General features: G+C 47.2%; 18 protein-coding genes. 4 read left to right on the forward strand and 14 right to left on the reverse strand.

The window, feature by feature from the left end; all coding sequences use genetic code 11:
- Positions 1-3: 3 nt before the first annotated feature.
- From dhaL to BN6465_RS17935, 10 genes are all read right to left on the reverse strand, one after another.
- The gene (gene dhaL / locus BN6465_RS17890; protein ID WP_066737760.1) at positions 4-1,743 is read right to left on the reverse strand and encodes a dihydroxyacetone kinase subunit DhaL; all 1,740 of its coding nucleotides are present in this window, start codon (positions 1,741-1,743) and stop codon (positions 4-6) included.
- A 15-nt stretch (positions 1,744-1,758) separates the two neighbouring features.
- Positions 1,759-2,322 carry a phosphoheptose isomerase family protein gene (locus BN6465_RS17895; RefSeq protein ID WP_066737762.1) on the reverse strand — a complete coding sequence of 188 codons (564 nt, stop codon included), beginning with the start codon at positions 2,320-2,322 and terminating at the stop codon, positions 1,759-1,761.
- A 17-nt stretch (positions 2,323-2,339) separates the two neighbouring features.
- Positions 2,340-3,227, reverse strand: coding sequence for a sugar phosphate isomerase/epimerase family protein (locus BN6465_RS17900; RefSeq protein ID WP_066737764.1), 888 nt, complete (start codon positions 3,225-3,227; stop codon positions 2,340-2,342).
- Positions 3,228-3,251: 24 nt separating this feature from the next.
- A complete protein-coding gene (locus tag BN6465_RS17905; RefSeq protein WP_066737766.1) occupies positions 3,252-4,253 on the reverse strand; it encodes an ABC transporter permease in 1,002 nt (333 codons plus the stop codon).
- A gap of 16 nt (positions 4,254-4,269) precedes the next feature.
- Positions 4,270-5,775 carry a sugar ABC transporter ATP-binding protein gene (locus tag BN6465_RS17910; RefSeq protein WP_066737768.1) on the reverse strand — a complete coding sequence of 502 codons (1,506 nt, stop codon included), beginning with the start codon at positions 5,773-5,775 and terminating at the stop codon, positions 4,270-4,272.
- Positions 5,776-5,852: 77 nt separating this feature from the next.
- Positions 5,853-6,851, reverse strand: a complete 999-nt coding sequence (locus BN6465_RS17915; RefSeq protein WP_066737770.1) for a substrate-binding domain-containing protein — start codon at positions 6,849-6,851, stop codon at positions 5,853-5,855.
- Positions 6,852-7,085: 234 nt separating this feature from the next.
- Complete coding sequence (locus tag BN6465_RS17920) at positions 7,086-7,676, reverse strand: hypothetical protein (RefSeq protein ID WP_066737772.1); 591 nt, start codon at positions 7,674-7,676, stop codon at positions 7,086-7,088.
- A 223-nt stretch (positions 7,677-7,899) separates the two neighbouring features.
- Entirely contained in the window at positions 7,900-9,309 is a 1,410-nt protein-coding gene (locus tag BN6465_RS17925) for an ATP-binding cassette domain-containing protein (RefSeq protein WP_066737775.1), read from the reverse strand.
- Between the two features lie 4 nt (positions 9,310-9,313).
- The gene (locus BN6465_RS17930; RefSeq protein ID WP_066737777.1) at positions 9,314-10,318 is read right to left on the reverse strand and encodes a sensor histidine kinase; all 1,005 of its coding nucleotides are present in this window, start codon (positions 10,316-10,318) and stop codon (positions 9,314-9,316) included.
- Positions 10,319-10,331: 13 nt separating this feature from the next.
- Positions 10,332-11,948, reverse strand: a complete 1,617-nt coding sequence (locus BN6465_RS17935) for a response regulator (RefSeq protein ID WP_066737780.1) — start codon at positions 11,946-11,948, stop codon at positions 10,332-10,334.
- Between the two features lie 315 nt (positions 11,949-12,263).
- On the opposite strand from BN6465_RS17935, the gene BN6465_RS17940 reads away from it, so the two are divergent.
- The gene (locus tag BN6465_RS17940; RefSeq protein WP_066737782.1) at positions 12,264-12,467 is read left to right on the forward strand and encodes a cold-shock protein; all 204 of its coding nucleotides are present in this window, start codon (positions 12,264-12,266) and stop codon (positions 12,465-12,467) included.
- Between the two features lie 91 nt (positions 12,468-12,558).
- Positions 12,559-13,248, forward strand: a complete 690-nt coding sequence (locus tag BN6465_RS20360; protein WP_082891827.1) for a M24 family metallopeptidase — start codon at positions 12,559-12,561, stop codon at positions 13,246-13,248.
- 106 nt (positions 13,249-13,354) lie between these two features.
- Here BN6465_RS20360 and BN6465_RS17950 read toward each other — a convergent pair whose 3' ends face one another.
- Positions 13,355-14,500, reverse strand: a complete 1,146-nt coding sequence (locus BN6465_RS17950; RefSeq protein ID WP_066737784.1) for an aldo/keto reductase — start codon at positions 14,498-14,500, stop codon at positions 13,355-13,357.
- A gap of 286 nt (positions 14,501-14,786) precedes the next feature.
- On the opposite strand from BN6465_RS17950, the gene BN6465_RS17955 reads away from it, so the two are divergent.
- Together BN6465_RS17955 and BN6465_RS20875 are read left to right on the forward strand one after the other, a co-directional pair.
- The gene (locus tag BN6465_RS17955; protein ID WP_082891772.1) at positions 14,787-15,443 is read left to right on the forward strand and encodes a phosphoribosyltransferase family protein; all 657 of its coding nucleotides are present in this window, start codon (positions 14,787-14,789) and stop codon (positions 15,441-15,443) included.
- 78 nt (positions 15,444-15,521) lie between these two features.
- Complete coding sequence (locus tag BN6465_RS20875) at positions 15,522-15,701, forward strand: hypothetical protein (RefSeq protein WP_154670287.1); 180 nt, start codon at positions 15,522-15,524, stop codon at positions 15,699-15,701.
- Positions 15,702-15,809: 108 nt separating this feature from the next.
- Here BN6465_RS20875 and BN6465_RS17960 read toward each other — a convergent pair whose 3' ends face one another.
- The 3 genes from BN6465_RS17960 to BN6465_RS17970 form a co-directional block, all read right to left on the reverse strand.
- On the reverse strand, positions 15,810-16,997 hold the full coding sequence (locus tag BN6465_RS17960) for a M20 family metallopeptidase (RefSeq protein WP_066737786.1): 1,188 nt from the start codon (positions 16,995-16,997) through the stop codon (positions 15,810-15,812).
- 33 nt (positions 16,998-17,030) lie between these two features.
- Entirely contained in the window at positions 17,031-18,554 is a 1,524-nt protein-coding gene (locus tag BN6465_RS17965; protein ID WP_066737788.1) for an AbgT family transporter, read from the reverse strand.
- Positions 18,555-18,723: 169 nt separating this feature from the next.
- Positions 18,724-20,385 (reverse strand): ribulokinase, encoded by a 1,662-nt coding sequence (locus BN6465_RS17970; RefSeq protein ID WP_082891773.1) that lies wholly within the window; start codon positions 20,383-20,385, stop codon positions 18,724-18,726.
- Positions 20,386-20,395: the final 10 nt, after the last annotated feature.

The following is a 20,395-nucleotide window of genomic DNA, read 5'->3' on the forward strand; positions in this document are numbered from 1 at the left end:
CTTTTACCTTCCTTCCACGAATTCTCTCATCCCTTGCAAGATGAGCCATACCGAAGTGGCGCCGGCATCCTGATGGCCCACTGCCCGCTCCATGAGCGACTTGGCCCGTCCAAATTTGGCGGTATACTTCTTGGTGTCTTCCATTCCCTGCCGGGCTGCCTCTTCTGCGGCCTTCAGTATATCCAGAAGACTGCCATTACGGTTTTTCTCCATAGCCTCAACCGCCGGGGACAACGCGTCCACCATTGTCTTATCTCCTACCTGTGCTTTTCCCCGTTCTTGAATCGCCTGCAGGCTTTTACGCTCCATATTCACAAGGTCTTCCCCAAAGAGCACGGGCTTTGGCTCCATCCCTTTTGCCCCTGCTAAATAGAGACTTCCGAAGATAACGCCGGACGCACCGCCCATAGACATGAGCATGGCATTGCCCGCCGCCTCAAAGAGTGCATATGCATTTTCCTCAGTTTCCATATGGAGCAGTTTCTTTCTCGCTTTCTGCATCCCGCCTGCCATGCCGATGCCGTGGTCGCCGTCACCGATGGCACTGTCGATTTCCGTCAAATAAGGCTTGCTGGCAATAATCTTATCCGCTATGTAGAGCAGCATATTTCTAGTATCAGAGGCATTCAGCTCGCTCAGCTCCCCCTCCTTGCTGCGGACAATCTTGATTTCTTCCATCTCATCCACGTCTACCTCTGGCTCCTCTTCTTCGCCCTCTTCCAGCGTCTGCATACTGCCGGTCAGTTCTCCTTTGGCATAGTAAGGGGAGTAACAAGGCGCGTCCAGATATTTCTTGAGTTCTTCGTCCAGTTTTAAAATGGTGATAGAAAAGCCTCCCATCTCCATACAGGTACAGTATGTCTTCACCTCCGCGTCGTGGATAAGAATCCCATCCGCTGCCATCTTTTTATGGAGGTCATAGAAAACAATGTTCAATTCCAGAAGCGGTGTAGAGCCCAATCCGTTGACCAGAACAGCGGTCTCGTCCCCTTCCTTCAGCCCCATCTCTGTTTTCAGCTCCGTATACATCCGTTCTACCAGCTTATCCGCTGGCTGCATCTTTGTCCGCTCGATTCCTGGCTCCCCGTGGAGCCCCATGCCAAATTCCACCTCATCATCAGGAAGTTCGAAGGTCGGCTTGTCATTGCCCGGAAGCGTGCCCGGTGAAGTGGCAAGCCCGATTGTATTAATGTGGTCCCTCGCCTTTTCCGCGACCCTGACCACCTCTTCAAAGGGCAGTCCCGCATCGCAGGCTGCTCCGGCTATTTTTATGACAAAGACATCCCCCGCGATTCCCCGCCGATCTGTAATCCGCTCTTTCGGCGCAGATGCACAGTCATCCCACACCCGGACATGGGCAGTCTTCATCCCATCCGCCTGACACAGTTCCTCCGCCATATCAAAGTTCAGATTATCCCCCGCATAGCATCCATAGATAAAGAGAACTCCCTTCCCTTGATCCACCGCTTTTGCCGTCTCATATATCAGTTCCGGATTGGGGGACGCACAGATATTGCCGCAGGCAACCGCATCCGCAAGACCTGCGCCACAGTAGCCAGAGAAAAGTGGCTCATGGCCGCTTCCTCCTCCGATGACAAGTGCTACCTTCCCCTTGCGGTTTCCCTTATAACGAAAGGCATTGTAGTCCCCGATTTTTTTATAATATCGCTTATATGCGGTGAGATAGCCGGCAAGCATCTCCTCCACAACATTTGTTACATCCTCGTTTAAAATTTTTTTCATAGCAGCGCTTCCTCCTTACTCCACATTCCTGTGACGGCAGGACATTTTTTCAAATGACAGTTCCGGCGTTTCCTCCACAATGGTCATCACAATCATGTCGAAGGTTATCAACAGGCATTGCTCAAAAAGATTGCCCATGGGCTGCATGGACGGTACTACATCGTCCGCCCCCCGGTAGACTGCGGCCGGGAGAAAAAATACAGCGTCCGCCACTTCCTTCGCCGTCCGTCCGCTTGGCGAACCGGTCACCACATAGATATACGCTCCTGCCTCTTTCGCCCGCTCGCAAACATAGTTGATATGTCCAATCTGTCCGTCTCCAAGGGTCGCTATCACTAAGTCGCCCTTCTGGATGCCGGGCGTGGTGTCATCCCATATCCAGTGGATTTCCTTGCCCATGTGCATCAGCCGCATGGCAAAAGCACGGGTGGCAAGGCCCTCACGTCCAACACCGATCAAAAAGATTCTCTCATGTGCTTTCACGGTATCGATAAATTCTCGAAGCCCCTGCTGGTTCAGACTCTCATAAACCTTACGGTGTTCCTCCAGTATCGCTTCATACATTGTCTTAAACTCCATACAGAATCTCCTCCTCTTTATGAATCAAGTTCTTTATGCAGATAGTCCATCGTCCTCTTCATGCCCTCATATACATGGTCGTCCTCATCCTCAAAAATCGTGACCACCTCAAGGTACTGTACGATATCGGAAAGTCCGGACTCCTCCACGGCCTTCTTGATATACGCAGGCGTTACGATACCTTCCTTTGTAAAATCCCAATGGCGGTCCAGCATGCCGTCAGTCTGCTGCAGATGAATAGAACCTACATAGGGCGCACATTTTTTGAGCCACAGCGTCATATCTGCCTCTTCTTTTAAAAGCGGCTTGTACAATGCATGCCCCCAGTCAATGAGAAGCTTCACCGGAATCGCCGTTCCTTCCAAGTCTTTCATCATCTGAAGAGATACTTCCGGGCTGTGAGGGAATTCTGTCCAGAGCGGGGTAGCTTCAATGTGAATCTCCTCCAGACCTTTTTCCTTTCCATATTGGGCAAGCCGGCGGATATAATCCAGCATAATCCCATACAGCTCACTCCGCTTTTGTTCATCCCTCGCGTCGTCATAATTCATTCCGCCCACAGGGCTTCCAAGCACCTTGGCTCCCATCTTCACGGTCATATCCACTGCCCGTTTAAAATAAGTAAACGCGATTTCCCGCTGTAATGCAGACGGCGCCAGAAAATTGGCATAGCTGTAAGCCGCAAGGCCGGCGAAGGTGGCGTCAATAGCCACTCCCTCCGCCGCGAACGCCTCACGGTACTCCTCCACCATCTTATCCCGCTGCTCCTCGGGCCACCACGGGTCTATCAGGTCCCATGTAAACTGTACATGCTCCACCCCAAAGTCTTGGCGGCACATTTTAGCAAGCTGTTCTGGTTTCATCCAACGCTTTACCGCAAATGACAAATTAAGTCCAAGCTTCATATTCCTGCCTCCTTACCTATCACACTAATTCACTTTGATTTTCCGCTGTTTCCTCTCTCTGATCATGTCAGATATGGAACTGAAGGAAATAGCGATAACAACCACAATACCGGATACCGCAGACTGCCAGTATACGTTGACACCGAACAGGACAATCATATTCTGGATGATACTGATAACGGCGGCTCCGATGAGAGCGCCCGCCGGATTGCCAATCCCGCCCGTCAGGGACACGCCTCCGATAACAGATGAAGCGATGGAGTTCATCGGCCAGTTTTCTCCGATAGCGGACTGGGATGAGCCAAGCCTTGCCACATACAAAATACCTGCCAGCGCTGAGATAAATCCCACGATAGAATAAATCATAATACGGATGCGGTCTACTTTGATGCCTAGAATCTTAGCGGCCTCCCGGCTGTTGCCGATGGCATAAATATACCGCCCCGTTTTTGTCTTTTTCACAAGAAACAAAACACAGATCAATACAATAATCGTAAAAATAAATGGGATTGGAATTGGGCCTACATTCCCCTTACCGAAGATATAAATGCTCTCCGGAATCCCTGTGATGGCCTTCCCTTTTGTAAGCACCAGATTGATGCCTCCATAAACGCCCTGCATACCGATGGTGGCCACCATAGAATTTAATCTTAGCTTCGTGATAATCAACCCGTTGATCGCGCCGAACACCAGTCCCAGAATCAAAGCGATCACCAAAGATAAATAGGGATTGAATCCATAATTCACCATCATCATACCTGCTAAAATACCGCACAATGACGCAATCTTGCCCACAGACAAGTCCAGCTCTCCAATCAGAAGAAGCAGCGACTGCCCGATACCGATCATGCCGATGAACGCCAAATCCCTTACCAGCGCCTGCAAATTATAAATATCCAGAAAATACGGAGACATCACACTTGCAATGATGATCATCAGGATCAGTATCACGCCCATAGCTGTCATATTACTTTTCTTTAACGCACTGATTATGGCGTTATTCTTCTTTGCTTTTTCTTTACTCATAATACCCGACTCCTCTTTACTCAGATTTTAACTGATTCTCTTTTGTATTTACGCCGATAATCGCGCTCAATATTGCCTCCTTATCCGCCTCCGCGTCATACTCTCCGGCCTTCTTTCCCTCATATAGAGCGATAATACGGTTGGAGCATTTTTTCACTTCCTCCATCTCGGACGAAATCAGAATGATTCCGATGTTCTTCTCCTCCGCCAGTTCTTTCATCAGACGGTAGATTTCTGCCTTTGTCCCCACGTCGATTCCCTTCGTAGGCTCATCAAACACAAGCACTTTAGGCTCGCAGCACATAGAGCGCCCGATGATAACCTTCTGCTGGTTTCCTCCGCTCAAGAACTGAATGGCCTTGTCGGAATCCGGCGTCTTCACGTCATATGTATCAATTACTTCCTGTGCCAATTCACTTTCTTTTTTCCTTGATATTCCGATACCGGACTGCAGCTTTTCCAACACCGATATGGAAATATTCTCCCTTATGCTAAGTTCTGGCAGAATCCCCTGCTTCTTCCTCTCCTCGGGAAGATAGATGAAGCCGTGCTTTACCGAATAATTCGTATCTCCTAATTTCCACTCCTCACCGTCCAGCTTTACTTTGCCTGAGTACACCGGCAGATAGCCAAAGATGGCCTGCATCAACTCACTGCGCCCTGCGCCCACCAGCCCGGAGAATCCCAGTATCTCGCCTTTCTTAAGGTGGAAGCTGATATCTGTGAACCGCTCTCCCGTCAGATGCTCTACTTCCAGCAGGACATCGTCGCTGACCTTGGCCGAACAGTACCTCTGGTCCTGTATAACTTTACGCCCTGTCATCTGGGAGATGACCCATGGAATGTCTATATCCTTAATCTCTGAATAAGCTACTTTTTTACCGTTTCTAAATACGGTCAATTCCGAGCCAAGCTGAAAGATTTCTTCCAGCTTATGGGAAATAAAAATGACAGCCTTGTTGTCTGCCTGTATCTCACGTATAATCTCGAACAAAATCTGGGTGTCCTCTGTCGTAAGGCTAGTGGTAGGCTCGTCCAGCATCAGCACCTCATAGTCTTCGTGGACTGTGGCACGGGCAATCTGCAGAAGCTGCTGCGAGGAGACAGAGATATCCCTTACAAGCTCATCCGGCTTCACAGGAATCCGGAACCGCTCCAGAAGGGGAACCGCCCTCTCCTCCAATACTTTTTGATTGACTAACCCTTTGAAACCCGACTTTTCATATGGGAGAAATAGATTCTCCGCCACGGACATATACCCAAACAAATCAATCTCCTGCGGCACATAGGCAACCTTGTCAAACAGCGCTTTATTCTTCAACGCATTCTGTCCGTCAATGAGAACCTCTCCCTTTTCCGGCTCATAGACTCCCGTCAGACATTTGATCAAGGTACTCTTCCCCGCACCATTCTCGCCGATAATGCAGTGAATCCTGCCAGCCTCAAAGGCAACATCCACAGAATCCAGGGCAACTACGCCCGGAAATAATTTTGTAATATCGTGCGCCTCCAATACTTTCATAGGCTCGCTCCTTCTCTATCTGAAAAGAGGCTTGTGGCTTGAGAAACCTCCAGCCACAAGCCTCTTTCATCTTACTGTTATTCCTTTACCATTTTAATCCACTCATCAATATTTGTCTCATCGATATAAGCGATACCTGTATCGACTTTCTTCGGAATATCGATACCGATATGTTTCTGCCACATCATCAATACTGCCATGGAGCCCTGCATCTGCGGGATTGTGGAGGATGTTGCGGAGATGGTGCCTGTCTTGACATAATCAAGAATTTCAATCAGGTTATCCATAGCAACGAAAGTCACTTCTCCTGCTTTACCGGCTTCTTCGATTGCTGCCGCAACTCCTGAGCCACATGCATCACAGTTCAAGAATCCCTTAAGGTCAGGATTTGCTGCCAGAACGGCTGCTGCCTGAGACTGTGCTTCTTCTACGTTATCGTTGTCAATACCACCGTCTACCACTTCGATTTTCGGATATTTTGCCAGTGCATCCAAGTGTGCCTGATATCTCTCTGCATGGTTTGGAGCTGACGGGAACCCTTGCATAACTGCAACCTTTCCTTCCTCGCCAATCAACTCTGCCAGCTTGTCAGCCGCGATAGTTGCCTGCTCTTTGAAGTCGTTTCCTACAGAAGTAAGGTTGCTGCCTTCCGGTGTAGGTGCATCGAACAAAATAACCGGAATTCCCTGAGCCTCGATCTCTTCTATAACAGATTTACTTCCGTCGTAGTCAACCGGGTCAAGCGCGATACCGTCCGGTTTCGTCGCGGCCGCCTGCTCTAATACGGAGTTCTGCTCTGCAACATCGGATTTCTGAGGCGCACGGTAATCAATCTTTACCTTCACGCCCAGCTGGTCTGACAGTGCATCAGCCTGAATCTGTGCCCCTTTATTAACTTCGTCGAACCACGCATGTACCGTCTTTGGAACGATGACAAAGGTCAAATCTTCCCCTGTCGTTGTTTTCTTCTCTCCCTCAGAACCGCCGCTTTCTTTGCTTGAGCCCTGATTACAGCCTAACAGCATGGCAGACGCCATCGCCGCTACGAGAATTACTGATAAAATTTTCTTCTTCATATGCTTTCCTCCTTAACATAATATTTTCTTCCGTTCATGAAAGTAATTACATTATAACGACGATGGACGACAAATCCAATGCGAAAAAATTTAGAATTGGTGGGAGAATTTTATGGACATTGCCACATCTTTCAGAAATGTTTACAACGGTATTTGATAAAATAAAAGCAACGAATAAGCGATTGCTTCTACATGCTCATTCGTTGCACTTTTATATTTTAATATATCTGTGAGTCATTCAAAGAATTTTATTATTTGAAACTCACCTTGATTTATGATTATATAATATCCAACCGGCCTATCTCCTGAATATAAATGATGCCTGCCATAATAATCGACAAATTTAAGGTACAAGTCACACTCTTCCATTTTTTCAAAATGTGAAACAATATTTTTTTCTGTTATTTCCTTCTGCGCCAAAAATACCTTTCCACCTTTAGTACTTCCCGCCAAACTGATTTCCACGTCTTTGGCAGTAATTTGCCCGTACGTATATAAAGCAGTAATACTGTCAAAACTTCCAAAGTGCCTCTCCGTATATATCCCTGCTCCAATTAGTCCGATGATGCCCAGCACACATAACAAATGAATGCCTATATAGTATATTCGCTTCAACCTATATCTCAACACTTCACAGTTTAACATAAAGATAAACAAGATAAAAATTGCCAACATAAACTGATATACAATATGGTTCTTCAAGCAAATCCAAACAGAAATAAGCATCAACACTACTGTAACGCAAACTCTCGCCGTGGGTGTTAAAAAATGCCAGATTATTGATGAAAGCTTTCTTTGATTATAGCGTTCTTCAAAATCACTCAATTTCTTACCTCATATTACCGCTTCTATGGTCGTGTCTCTATTCCTGCATAAATCTCGATTCTACATCCAACACTGTATCAACGTCACTACCTATCGCTTTAAAATCATTTAATACTGCAACCTTTCCATGAATCAAAATTGAGAACTGTTTTCGCAATTATCTATAGATAATTATACCATAAATATAAGGATATTCCTACGTAATTTCCTTTCTGCTCTTCCACTATACAGCGATAAACCGGTCGCTGATATCTCCCATATATTCGTCTCTCGACTTAATCACTACCACGCACGTCCCTCCCGCGGCAATTTTTTTCATATAAGACTTCACCAGTGAAACTCCATAAGTGTCACACTGTACAAACGGCTCCAAAAGAATCATGACTCTAGAGTTATACACATGCCACCGCTCCAGCGTCAATACAATCCTGTCGTTGACTCCCAGCGCCCGGATCCGGTCGCCGCTTCCCACTCCGCTCTGCCCGATTTCCTTCTCCAGCATTTTCACCAGTTTATGCTCCGCCATGGTATATTCCAGCGACGAAAGTTTATTGAGCGAGGGCACTAAAAGATTTTCTCCCACCGACATGCTTGGCAGAAGCTCTTCCATGTCCCCCAGACGAGCCACAGAGACAATCCCGCTTCTTACGCAGTCCGTAATATCCCGAAAGTCACATATCTCTTCCCCCAATATCCTCTCCACACCTTCCTTACAGCTCCGCCCGGAAAGCACAGCGAAGATATGCTCCTTTTCCCTGCGGTTAAGCGCGAGTATGGTCACGATTTCTCCTTTATGAAACGTAAATCCTAACTCCTTGCCTTTTCCCGTAATCACGTGGTTCACTTTGTAGATTCGCTCCTTCTCCCCGTTCGTCTCCACATTCATTCTGTCCAGCGAATGTTTCTTCGTTCGAATACTTGTGCCCAGCATAAAGCTCTCCAAATGCCGGATGTCCTTTACCTCATCTCTTCGACATTTTTTAACGATTCTCCCTTTTTTGAAAATGATAAGTCTTTCCGCCAAAATACTGGTTATCATGTCGGAATGGTTGTTGATGACCACAGTCATCCTGCCGCAGATGAGACGCTTAAGCTCTCTCTTGAACTGTACGATTTCTTCCGCCGAAAACCCTTCGAATTCGTCTTCGATTACCAATATCTTTGCACGCCTGAAATAAGCCTTGGCCACATCCACAAGGCGTTTTTCCAGCTCAGTCAAATCACGGAGCCGTTTTAGCGGATCTATCCCGAGGCGCAGTTCATCGAACAAATCTTGTATCTCCTTGGCCAGCCGCTTTTTCCGCAGCATGACAAAAGGTGACTGAGCGCCCACCAGTCCAATATATTCAGCGGCCGACCAGTCTTCGATGCGGTAATTGGAATCCACAATCTTATAGACCGTATCCGCCAGTTCCTCGGAGGACACAATTCTTCTGCCGCATACACTGACAATACCACTGTCATATCTCTGCCCACCTGTCAGTATCTCCACAAGAAGCTCTTTCCCTGACCCGGCCAGACCAGAAAAACCGGTGATTTCTCCCTCCAGCAGGTAAAGGGATATATAGTCGAGCCCCCTGCCGTTCTCCCCTGCATAATTCATCTCCTGAATCCGCAGTATTTCTCTTTTCATCTCCCTATTCCACTTTCCTTTCACTGCTGGCTGGAACCGTGATTTCTACATCCGTCCCCTGATTCGGCGTACTGTACACGCTGAGTCCATACTCTTCTCCAAAAAGAAGCTGAATCCGCTTGTGGATGTTCGGCAGTCCGATTCCCGTATTCGTCTGGCTTTTTCCATCTTTGACCCTTGCCACCATACCAGAATGTATACACTCATTTAACTCCGCAAGCGTCCTGCCGTCCATACCTTTGCCATTATCCGATACCGTTATAATCAGGTTCTTTTCCGTGACAATAATCTCTATCGTCACCTTCCCGCCTTCCAGCTTTTCCTCCAGTCCGTGAAAAATGGCGTTCTCGACCACAGGCTGTATAATCAGCTTGGGAATACGGAATTCGTAAGCAACTTCATCTTCCTCATCGATAAAGATTTCCATAGAGAACCGGTTATTGAAGCGGTACCGCTGAATCATCATATAATTCTCAATATTATTCAATTCGTCACGCAGCGTGACCAGACTCCCCTTTCGGCTGATGCTGTACCGGAAAAAGGCGGACAAGGCCTCCATCATCTTCGCAATCTCCGTATTGCCGTCAATCAATGCCTGTCCCCGGACAGACTCCAGCGTATTGTACAAGAAATGAGGGTTGATCTGGCTCTGCAGCGCGGTAAGCTCCGCTTCCTTGTCAAAGAATTCGGCTGAATTTTTTCTCGTGCGCTCCTCTGCGTGCTTATTCATCAGCAGTTTTATTTTCTTGATATAAGGTATCTCGGCGGACGCCCCGGCCAGCCTTTCATCACTTCCATTTTCCCTAATACAGGCTTCCAGTGTCGCGTCCAGCTCTCTTAGGGGCTTCATGATATTCCACATGACCGACACAATAAAAACACTCTCTCCTATAATGCATACGCCGATAAGAACTCCCGGAGTCCCTCCCCACATCAATAGAAGCAGAAGTAACACTACAAATACACATTGTATAACTAAATATTTCTTAATACGTTTAGTTAAGTCCATATGCTGCCCTCTCTTATGAATGGAGCTTGCGGTAAAGCGCCGGCTTTACTCCCACTGTCTTCGAAAAAATCTGGCTGAAATATCTGGAGTCTTTATAGCCCACCTTTTCCGCCACAGCCGCTATCGTCTCGTTGCCCTCCCGCAGCATCTTCTTCGCCATCTCCATTCTTATGTTGACCAGATAAGCGCTGAAATTCATTCCCGTCTCCTTCTTGAACAAAACACTAAAGTAAACCGGATTTAATTCTACGATGCCGGCAATATCTTCCAATGTTATTTTTTCTGCGTAGTTATCGTCCACATACTGCTTTGCCTGACGGATAGGACGGGTGGACTCTGTCTCCAGAATTTTAAGGCTCATAGTCAGATAATCCCCGAGATTCTGTTTTAAAAGCTCTTTCAGTTTGGTTATGGAATAGCACTGGTTGACGGAGGCAAACAAAAACTCTTTTAAATCGTCACTTTCCCGGCTCTGTACCTCTACATGTTCAAAAAAGTAGCTGATAATCTCCTCAGCCAAAGGGTAACAAAGGGAAAAGTCCAAGTCCTCTTTCAACATGAACGGGCTATATATCTGATTGACCGACTGCTCAAGCCCCTCTCTGGAATAAGTCTCTACCGCCTGTTTAAGTTTCGCTTTGTGAGGCTTTAGATAATCCTCGATCTCCTTTTCTGTCTCACACCGAAGAATTTCCGCATAGATGAGCCTTCCGGTGCCAAGTTTAATTCGATTACCCGCCGCCACCTGCGCCTCTTCTATAGAATACCGCATTTGTGCAAACTCGTTCTTCTCAGTACCCACGCCGATCGTCACCACATATTGCTCAAACCCCATCAAGTAATCTTGGATATCCGACAATATTGCGCCGATGACTCCTTTGATTTCCTTGGATTTTTCTGCTTCGTAGTTGAAGAGACAGTAAAGATGCATGCCCGGCTTCTCACATATCAGTTCTTCTTTGGCGTGCCCGTCCAGATTCTGCTCCACAATTGCCAATACCTTCTCCATAGTAAGCCGGTCCTGCTTTTTATCCGATTTTTCGAAATCAGTGTAGTCCAGCTTGATATCGATTCCACGGTAAAGCGCAGCGTCCAACACGACGTGATACGCCTGCTCCATTTCCGTCTGGGACGGAATTTGTTCCTTGTCCATGATGTGGCTCAGTAAGTCTCTCCTGATAATGTGTTCGCTCACGCTGACCGTACGCCTCATCTCCCGCTCTGCCTTCACTGCCGCACAATCCCGGGACAGTTCTCCCGTCAGCTTTTGAAGTACCTCGTTCAACTCCGTCTCACTGATAGGCTTCAGCAGGTAGTCATTGACTCCATACTGCAGCGCCCGATGTGCATACTCAAATTCTTTGTAGCCGCTGATGATGATAAAACGAATATCCTTCGCGATTTCTTTTGTCATACATACCAGATCGAGCCCGTTGATCTTCGGCATCCTGATATCCGTAATCACAATATCCGGACGCTCGTCCAAAATCACCTGATAAGCGGTCTCGCCATTATCGACCACATCCGTGCAGATCAAGGGAAGTTCATCCCATTTTATTAATCTTTTAATCAACTGCCCTATGCGGAACTCATCATCCACAATCAGTATTTTCCATTTTCTCTCCTGCATATTATTTTCCTCATTTTCAGAATAGGTTTCTCTTTTGCCTGCTAAACTATTAAGTCTAAGTGTAGCATAAGTATTTTTTCATTACAAATATAAGTATCCTCACCACCGTAATTTCAGAAATTTAAAATTATTTTCAGAATTTTCAAAAAATTACTTGACACATCGCATAACCCATGTTAGAGTAAAGAAGTATTTTGAATAAGATTTGGATTCACATATTTTTGTAAATCATTTATCTTCATTTGATGACTTACAAAAATATGTGATTTTTTATTTTTATGTTGAAATATAATAAAATATTAGGAGGTATCTTTCATGAATAAAGGTACAGTAAAATGGTTTAACTCACAAAAGGGATTTGGATTTATCACTAACGAAGCAAACGGAGAAGATGTATTCGTACATTTTTCAGGAATCGCTGCAGAAGGTTTTAAGTCCTTAGAAGACGGACAGGAAGTAACATTTGATATTACTGCCGGAAGCCGTGGAGATCAGGCCGTTAACGTTTACGTTGCATAAGTAAATGAAACTTAAAACAGCACCCAGCGCCATCATTAGCGCGAGGGTGCTGTTTTTTTATAACATATGTCTTATTTGGGAGATGGCTTATATGATTAATTTGGATATGCAAGATTTGAATAGAGCTACAATGAAACATCTAATAAAAAACATTGAAACTGGAATGTCTTTATCAGAGATTAGAAGAATTTGCGAAAAATTTATGCTTGATAATGGCGCAGATTCCTTTTGGTATTGGAATATAGGGGCATTTGTTTTTGCTGGTGATGAAACTACTGTCTCTGTATCGGGAAAAGACTATCAGACCTCCGAGCGGATAATCGGCCTCAACGATATTATTACCGTTGATTTAAGTCCTCAGAATAACAATATATGGGGCGACTATGCAAGAACAATTATTATTGAGGATGGAAAAGTTATTGATAAAATAGAAAATATTCGTAACAGCGAGTGGAAGCAAGGTTTACAAATGGAACAATATTTGCATAAATTACTAATTGAAAATGCTGCTCCTGATATGACTTTTGAAGAATTGTATTATTTCATAAATGACGTTATATCGAATCATGGTTTTTTGAATTTAGATTTCGCGGGAAATTTAGGACACTCTATTGTAGAGGACAAAAACGATAGGATTTATACCGAAAAAGGAAACAAAGCGAAATTATCCGAAGTAAAAATGTTTACGTTTGAGCCACATATAAGTACCCCTAATTCTAAATATGGATATAAACTGGAAGATATCTATTACTTTAGAAAAGGAAAGTTAGAAAAATTGTAAATTCTTATTTATGGGGACATTTTCCACGAACCAGCACACGTGATGAGAAATGGAGACTTTACACGCCCTGTCTTCTGACGAAAACAGGGCGTAGCACAATTCCTTTTTATCTAGCCAGCAGCTCTTTGGCCCTGCCCATGCGCTCTACGACCGGAACGCCGAAAGGACATCGCTTTTCACATGCACCGCAGCCGATACAGTCAGACGCATTTGCCGAAAGAGCTTCGTAATGTGCCCTCACGGTCGGCGGAACCGCCTCCTGCATTGCCGCAAGATCATACAGCTTATTCACCATAGCAATGTCTATCCTGACCGGACACGGCTGGCAATGGCCGCAATAAGTGCACTGTCCGGAATAGGCATGATAAGGCGCTTTTGCAAGCACACTGGCATAATCTTTCTCTTCCAGCGATGCCGTCTCATAGGCAACAGCCTCCCTCACATGCTCAGGAGTATCGTATCCGACCATAACACTTGCCACCGCCGGTCTAGTCAGGGCATAATGCAGGCACTGTACCGGTGTCAGCGCTACCCCAAAAGGTGACGCCTCCGCCGAGAAGAGCCGTCCTCCGGCATACCCTTTCATTACAGTGATTCCCACGCCTCTCTGCTCACACAATCTGTATAATTCTTCCCGCTCGGGAGCCATCCCCTTCAGCTTTTCATCATATGTATCCGCGAAATACTGCTCCATATCTTCTGTGGCAGGCATCAGATCAAATGCCGGATTCACACTAAAAAGTATCATTTCTATCTCTCCGCAAAGCGCTGCCATCTTTGCCACATCCGGGTTATGTGTGCTCATACCGATATGGCGGATCGTGCCGCATGCTTTCAGGCTCCGGACATACTCCATAAATTCCCCGCTTATGATCCGCTCAAATTCCGCCTTCTCATCTACAAAGTGAATCATCCCAAGGTCTATATAGTCTGTATCAAGACGGGCAAGCAAATCTGCAAACGCTTCCTTTACTTTATCCATCTCCCGAGTCCGCACATACTGACCATTCTGCCAAGTGGACCCAATATGTCCCTGAATAATCCACTTCTCACGCCTTCCTTTCAATGCCGCCCCGATATTGGAACGGACATTGGGCTCTGCCATCCAGCAGTCCAGTATATTGATGCCCTGCTCCTCACAACAGTCAATTACCGCCCTGACCTCTTCCTTGTCATGCCGCTCCAGCCATTCTGCCCCTAAGCCGATTTCACTGACCTTCAGTCCCGTTTTTCCCAAGTCTCTGTACTTCATAATCAACTCTCCTTTCACTCATGACCGCAAAATGTACATTACTAGATTTTTATTTAGTAAGATGTCAGGATTAAAAGGTCAATTTATGAATACCAGCATGAATTCTGTAAGCATCAGAGTTCAATATACCTTTTGGCTCAACATCTTAATATAAATTTATCACAACTATTCCTCCAGTACAAACATACTTATATCTTTATAGACCACTTCCCTCGCGCCTAAACTTATGGTATAATAGTCCCGCAATTACTGAACGAAAAATTTATGCAAAAGAGAGGAAATAATTATGCGTTACCAGCCACCTTATTTTGATTTTGAGTTATGTGGAGTGAAGCGAAAGCTTCCTTTTGTAAAAATTAAAGACGATATGGCTCTGGCCAGCTTCTGCGTCGTATCTGACACTGAGCTTGTCAAGGCCGCAGCCCCCGCTCTTGTAGCCAAGATGCCGGAGGTAGATATACTTCTGACCGCAGAGGCGAAAGGTATCATACTTACTTATGAGATGAGTTCTTTGATGGGGATGAAAGACTTTGTTGTGGCACGTAAAACAAAAAAGCCTTACATGCAGAATGTTCTTGAGGCCAATGTTTTCTCTATCACCACTCAGGCAAAGCAGACTTTATATTTAGACGGCTGCGATGTTGAAAAGCTTCGTGGTAAAAGAATTGCTATTATAGACGATGTTATCGCTACCGGGGAATCTTTGAACGCTCTGGAAAAGCTCGCAGAACTTGCCGGAGCTACCGTGGTGACCCGAGCCGCACTTTTAGCAGAACTAGAGTCTGTATACAGAGACGATATTATATACTTGAAAGAGCATTATGTGTTCACCCCCAACGAGGACGGAACCTTCACTCCGATTGAATGCGAAACTAAGAAACGGATACGTGAAGTTGACGATTTAGAGGTAGAATCCACTCAGGTTACAAGCACTACTCTTTAAGAGAATAAAATCTCGCAAGCTATACGATGGCGCTTAATCGGTAGAATAATGTGCGGCATATAGCTTGCGAGGTTTTTCTTGAGAAGAACAGAAAAGCCGGGAGGAGTCGTGTCCTCAGCCGGGCGGCTTTCGAAAACTTCCGTGCACGGCGTTAAGTGGAAAGCTGCTGATACACTGTCCGTAGTTCTTAGAGAATCGGGAATGGAGTCCCTATGGGCGATGTTCCCGAGACTCTTAGAAATGCGTGGCCGGGATTAGCAGATTGGGAACGTGCCGTGGTAGGAAATTTTCGAAAGCCGCCCGGCTGAGGACACGACTCCTCCCGGCTTTTCGTCCCTTTATTATGAGAAACCTAACGCTATGCGCTTACATTCTTGTTTCTTTAAATTCTTTCCATGCTTTTTCCCGTAATTCTTCATTTACAAGATACTCGCAGGCGCACACTGCCATTCCTTTGGCTGCCAGCATCATGCCTTGATAGCCTTCCGGTGAGTTCGCGGCTCTGCAGAAGGGCTCTGTGTGGCAGACGATATCGTCCGGCCCCATCTTAAAATAGGAGCCTAATGTCGGGCACACATAACTGATATCCCCTACGTCCCACGCAAAATTCTGTTCATCGTATTTCTTGTAAGGTGTGCCTGTACGGTCCAGATATTCCGCAAGTACCAGTCCCAGCTCATGGTTAGAACGAGTATCACGCATAGGATTTTTCACGATTTCCAACTCATAATCGCAGCCTGTCACCAGCGCCGCAGCTTTGGCGGAGTTCTCAAGATTGTGCATCACTCGTTCCAAATAAGCCGAAGTCTTAGAGCGGATACTGAACTCGAGGCCGCAATTGTCCGGGATAGTATTCGATACCACACCGCCTTCGGTGACAATGGCGTTGACTACATCGCACGCCCTGTCCTGCTGGCGGATAGCGTTCATATTGTTCATGCAAAGCATTCCTGCGGTAAGCGCATTTTTTCCTAATTCCGGCGCGCCTCCCGCATGGACGGCCACCCCTTTGAAACGTACCTTGACTGTAGTCGCAGCCAGCAGGCAGCGCTCAATTACAGTCTCACATTCTCCGTGGGCCGTGAACACACAGTCTACATCTTTGAAATACCCCTGCTCAACTAAAACAACCTTAGCCCCATAGTTGGGTACGGTCCCTTCTTCTGCGGGAGAACCTATCACACGCACCTCGCCGCCAAGCTGCTCAGCCAGTTCTGCAAGGACAATGCCCGCTCCCACTGCGGAGCTGCAAAAAAGATTATGTCCACAAGCATGTCCCACGTTGGGAAGCGCATCATATTCTGCGACAAAGGCGATGACCGGCCCCGGCTTATTCGATTTTTTAACAGCCTGAAATGCCGTGTCCATCCCACACAGGCCTCTTGTCACTTCAAAGCCGTTCTCTTCCAGCATGTCCGTGAGCAGCTTTGAGGCCGTATATTCCTGATGCCCCAGCTCCGGATTCTCCCATATCGTCCGGCTTATGGCGGTCAAATCTTCCCGTCTCGTTTCCAGCTCTTTTTCAATACCTTCTACATATTTTTCTGCTAACATCTTTCTCTCCTTTTACCTGTTTATGCTCCTCAGTTACATAAAAATCGTACTTCCCGGTCCTAACGGCAGGTTGAAACCGAACCAAACCAGCAGAAGCAGCACCCATGCGACGGCAAAGGATATGACAAGGGGAAGCATGGTCGCGATTATCGTCCCCAGCCCCGATTTTTTATCATATTTTAAGGCTGTCATAATGATGAACGGCATGAACGGCTCCAAAGGAGAAATCGCATTCGTCACAGAGTCCGCTATACGGAAAGCCGCCTGTGTAAACGCAGGTGAAAAATTCAGTTTCATAAACATCGGCACAAAAATCGGTGCCATCAGCGCCCATTTAGCGGAAGCGCTTCCAATCACAAAGTTAATCAGCATCGTGATACCGATAAAGCATATAATCAACGGCGCTCCCGTCAGCTTACTTTTGCTCAAGAACTCAGAGCCCTGTACAGACAGGTAAAGCCCCAGATTGGACTGTGAAAAGGCCTTGACGAACTGGCCTGCAAAGAAACAGAGAACCACGAAGCCCGTCAGCCCTGACATGGATTTGGTCCACATCTGAATAATGTCTGCAGATTTTCTTATCTTCTTCGTGCGGATTCCATATCCCAGACCGGCCACAAGGAAAAACAACGTCAAAATCGGCACCATCGCGCTCATAAACGGGGAGTTGATAATTTCACCATTCTCGCCTCTGAGAAGTCCATTTTTCGGTATGATTGTCAGTGCCACCAATACTAAAAATCCAAGTACTGCGAACAGCGCCCATCTCATTCCCGCCTTCTCCTGCTCTGTTACAGCGGTGATTGTTTCCTCTTCCGTCTCATCCACATTCCCAGTATACACGCCGAGTCTCGGCTCGATAATCTTGTCAACCACAAAGGTTCCCACAATCGTCAGCACAACCGTCGACGCCGCCATGAAATACCAGTTCACGGTAGGATTCACGGTATAGTTCGGATCAAAAATCTGCGCTGCGGACTCCGTAATGCCAGACACGAGAATATCCGTCTGGGTAATCATCAGGTTTGCGGATAACCCAGCCGCCACACCGGCGAACCCGGTAGCAAGTCCCGCAATCGGATGGCGCCCCATCCCTTTGAAAATCATTGCCCCGAGAGGCGGAATAATAACAAATGTGGCAGAACCTGCCAGACTTCCCATGATTCCCACCAGCAGGACAATCCCTGTCACAAGCGCTCTCGGCGCCCCTGCGATACTGGACTGGATGACGGTTCTTACAAGCCCCGTCTCCTCCGCGATACCGATACCCAGCATAGACACCAGCGTCACGCCAAGCGGACTGAAAGTCACAAAGTTCTCGACCATCGAATTCAAAAGCCAAATCAGCCCGTCCTTGCTGAGCAGATTGGTGATATGCTGCACCTCCCCCGTATTCGGGTGCGGAAATTCAATGCTGCTGCATAACGCCGATACAATAATAACCACCACGGTTAGAATCATAAAAATATACACCGGGTGGGGCAGGCTGTTTCCGAACCGCTCAATCCCATTCCAGACTCGGTTCCCACTCTTCTTTTGTTGTTCTTTTTCTCTCATCTTTTCCTCCAAAAAATTAATAGAATCGGTTTACCAACATATTTTATCATATCATCGCCATTCTTCCAATACCAATTATAACCTTCCTTCGTTCACATCACAAAGCGGGCGGTATCAACGTACCGCCCGCTCTGTGGCTTCTCAGTGTGTTTTCCAAGTATTTTATCGTCTAGGCCAGCTCTGTCTCCACAGCCTCTCCCAGACAGAGGTAGTCTTCATACATCTGCTCATACATTCCCCGTTTTGTATCATCCGGAAAGTAATTGGCTTTATAAGTCTCGCAATAGGTTCTCTGTCCCTCTTCCACGGAGGCAAATACTCCAGCCGCCACCGCCGCGTAGACAGCGGCTCCTTTGGCGCACATCTGCTCTTCCTTACATACCATGATCGGCACGCCCAGCGCATCGGACATCATCTGCATAATGAACGGCGACTTCTTAGCAATTCCTCCCACTGCGATGATCCGGTCAATCTGAAGGCCGTTATCCACCAGTGAATTGTACACCCGTTTACACCCAAACACGGTTCCTTTTACAAGTGCGCAGTAGATAGAAGGGGCCCTTGTCCCCAGCGACAGTCTGTTGATCGCCGCCCTGACAGATTCATTCAGTTTTGGGTATCTTCTTCCATTGAACCAATCCAGTGCCGTCAAATCTTCTTCTATACAGTTCTTCGCTTCCTTTTCCAAGGAAGGAAGAATCTGCCCCGCAAGATAGTCCGTCAGCTTTTGCCTCTGCTCCCTGCCCAGAATTTCTTCCGGAATCTCCATCTGTCTCATAGGCCACAGAAGCAATTCCTTGAACCAGGCATAGACGTCTCCGAAAGCCGGCTGGCTCATCTCCAGCCCTACATATCCGGGAACGATAGAGTCCTCCGCCTGGCCACAGTATTCCTTCAGATTCTTGCCCCGCAGGACTTCGGGCTTATCCACCAGCATTTCCACCGTGGAAGTGCCAACGACCTGTACCAGCGTGTGCAGGCCTACGCCCGCGCCCACGCCTCCTGCATGGGCATCGAAGGAGCCGGCCCCGATTTTAGCCTCCGGGTTCACCCCGAGACGCCCGGCCCATTCTTTGGAAATCGTACCGATACAAGTGCCCGCAGGCACCGGGCTCATTTTATACCGCTCGGCCACATCACACAGGTAAGGATCCAGCCTGCCCAGGCGTTCTTCTGACGGCAGGCCGCCAAACTCACTGTGCCAGAGAGCTTTATGTCCAGCCGCACAGGAACAGTGTGCTATCGTATCCGGATTGACGTTTCCTACAAGCAGCCCCGCAATCCAATCGCAGTGCTCTGTCCAAGTCCATGCCGCCTCTCGAATGCGCTCATCTACTCTGGTCGTGTGAAGGATTTTCGCCCAGAACCATTCCGAAGAATAGATTCCCTGATATTTCGTATAATCGATATCTCCGGCGGAGAATACTTCATTGATTTCTTTTGCCTCCTCCACCGCGGTATGATCCTTCCACAGATGGAACATGGCATTGGGATTATCTTTAAATTCTTCCAATAGGCAGAGCGGTGTTCCCTCCCTGTCCACCGGGCCCGGTGTGGAGCCGGTCGTATCCACAGCGATTCCTATGATATCCTGCCCCGCGCCTTCGCCTGCCCGGTCAAGGGCCGTCTTCATCGCTGCCTCCAGCCCTTCTATATAGTCCAGAGCGTGCTGCCGGTACTGTACTGCGGCAGGGTCGCAATATCTTTTTTCCGCCCACCTCGGGTAGGCGCACACGCCGTCGGCAACAGCCTCGCCCGTGACGGCATCCGCCAGCAGTACCCGCACCGAATCACTTCCATAGTCTACTCCGGCAACTAGTTTACGTACCATACTCATTCTC

It is taken from the genome of Bariatricus massiliensis (assembly GCF_900086725.1).
Lineage (GTDB): Bacteria > Bacillota > Clostridia > Lachnospirales > Lachnospiraceae > Allocoprococcus > Allocoprococcus massiliensis.

Coding starts and splice junctions, on each gene's coding strand:
- dhaL (WP_066737760.1), bottom strand. CDS start 1,743: ATGAAAAAAATTTTAAACGAGGATGTAACAAATGTTGTGGAGGAGATG.
- BN6465_RS17895 (WP_066737762.1), bottom strand. CDS start 2,322: ATGGAGTTTAAGACAATGTATGAAGCGATACTGGAGGAACACCGTAAG.
- BN6465_RS17900 (WP_066737764.1), bottom strand. CDS start 3,227: ATGAAGCTTGGACTTAATTTGTCATTTGCGGTAAAGCGTTGGATGAAA.
- BN6465_RS17905 (WP_066737766.1), bottom strand. CDS start 4,253: ATGAGTAAAGAAAAAGCAAAGAAGAATAACGCCATAATCAGTGCGTTA.
- BN6465_RS17910 (WP_066737768.1), bottom strand. CDS start 5,775: ATGAAAGTATTGGAGGCGCACGATATTACAAAATTATTTCCGGGCGTA.
- BN6465_RS17915 (WP_066737770.1), bottom strand. CDS start 6,851: ATGAAGAAGAAAATTTTATCAGTAATTCTCGTAGCGGCGATGGCGTCT.
- BN6465_RS17925 (WP_066737775.1), bottom strand. CDS start 9,309: ATGAAAAGAGAAATACTGCGGATTCAGGAGATGAATTATGCAGGGGAG.
- BN6465_RS17930 (WP_066737777.1), bottom strand. CDS start 10,318: ATGGACTTAACTAAACGTATTAAGAAATATTTAGTTATACAATGTGTA.
- BN6465_RS17935 (WP_066737780.1), bottom strand. CDS start 11,948: ATGCAGGAGAGAAAATGGAAAATACTGATTGTGGATGATGAGTTCCGC.
- BN6465_RS17940 (WP_066737782.1), top strand. CDS start 12,264: ATGAATAAAGGTACAGTAAAATGGTTTAACTCACAAAAGGGATTTGGA.
- BN6465_RS20360 (WP_082891827.1), top strand. CDS start 12,559: ATGATTAATTTGGATATGCAAGATTTGAATAGAGCTACAATGAAACAT.
- BN6465_RS17950 (WP_066737784.1), bottom strand. CDS start 14,500: ATGAAGTACAGAGACTTGGGAAAAACGGGACTGAAGGTCAGTGAAATC.
- BN6465_RS17955 (WP_082891772.1), top strand. CDS start 14,787: ATGCGTTACCAGCCACCTTATTTTGATTTTGAGTTATGTGGAGTGAAG.
- BN6465_RS17960 (WP_066737786.1), bottom strand. CDS start 16,997: ATGTTAGCAGAAAAATATGTAGAAGGTATTGAAAAAGAGCTGGAAACG.
- BN6465_RS17965 (WP_066737788.1), bottom strand. CDS start 18,554: ATGAGAGAAAAAGAACAACAAAAGAAGAGTGGGAACCGAGTCTGGAAT.
- BN6465_RS17970 (WP_082891773.1), bottom strand. CDS start 20,385: ATGGTACGTAAACTAGTTGCCGGAGTAGACTATGGAAGTGATTCGGTG.